The sequence below is a fragment of the Candidimonas humi genome, assembly GCF_019166065.1.
Taxonomy (GTDB): Bacteria; Pseudomonadota; Gammaproteobacteria; order Burkholderiales; family Burkholderiaceae_B; genus Candidimonas; species Candidimonas humi.
Window position 1 is genome coordinate 1 of sequence record NZ_JAHTBN010000027.1, and the last position, 754, is coordinate 754.

The following is a 754-nucleotide window of genomic DNA, read 5'->3' on the forward strand; positions in this document are numbered from 1 at the left end:
TCATCGCCTGTGATCGCCAAGGCATCCACCACATGCACTTAGTCGCTTGATCCTATAACACTGTGTGCTACAGGGTTCTTGCTCTCTGAGTATTCGCGTTTGTGCCGTTCATCATTTTCAAAGGCCGTAGCTCTTTCGAACCACGTATTTGAGAACTATTGAACAAAAAATCTAATGCAATCACAACCCGTACTCGCGTTCGCTTGAACCCTTTCGGGCCTTCGCCCTCTCGGGCCGCGTACGCAAGTACACTTTGTTGTGCTTCTTCCAGATTGTTAAAGAACAATGTACAGATTCGCGCTAGCCACTGCATTACAGTGCCTAACGCACAACCGCCCTGGCCACACCCTACCGGTGCCCCAAGACCCTGTGCGTTACCCACTGCCACAACGCTACCGACCACAGCTTGACTCTCAGCCACCGCCAGAACTGGTGGAGGATGACGGGATCGAACCGACGACCCCCTGCTTGCAAAGCAGGTGCTCTCCCAGCTGAGCTAATCCCCCGTGCCTCGAAACCCCAAGACTGGTGGGTCAAGTTGGAATCGAACCAACGACCCCCGCCTTATCAAGACGGTGCTCTAACCGACTGAGCTACTGACCCCCACCGGCCCGCACGCACCACTTCCCCGCGCGACGGACTGCCGTGATCTCTCTGTACTACAACAACCGATAAGCGTGGACGCTTACGCTTCGTGTGCCTGGCTCTGAAAGGAGGTGATCCAGCCGCACCTTCCGATACGGCTACCTTGTTA

The 754-nt window shown here is 55.2% G+C and carries 2 tRNA genes; both read right to left on the reverse strand.

Annotated features, from left to right (window positions below):
• Positions 1 to 430 precede the first annotated feature (430 nt).
• Positions 431 to 506: transfer RNA gene (locus tag KVP10_RS21155), tRNA-Ala, on the reverse strand.
• A 20-nt stretch (positions 507 to 526) separates the two neighbouring features.
• A tRNA-Ile gene (locus tag KVP10_RS21160) sits at positions 527 to 603 on the reverse strand.
• Between the last annotated feature and the right edge of the window lie 151 nt (positions 604 to 754).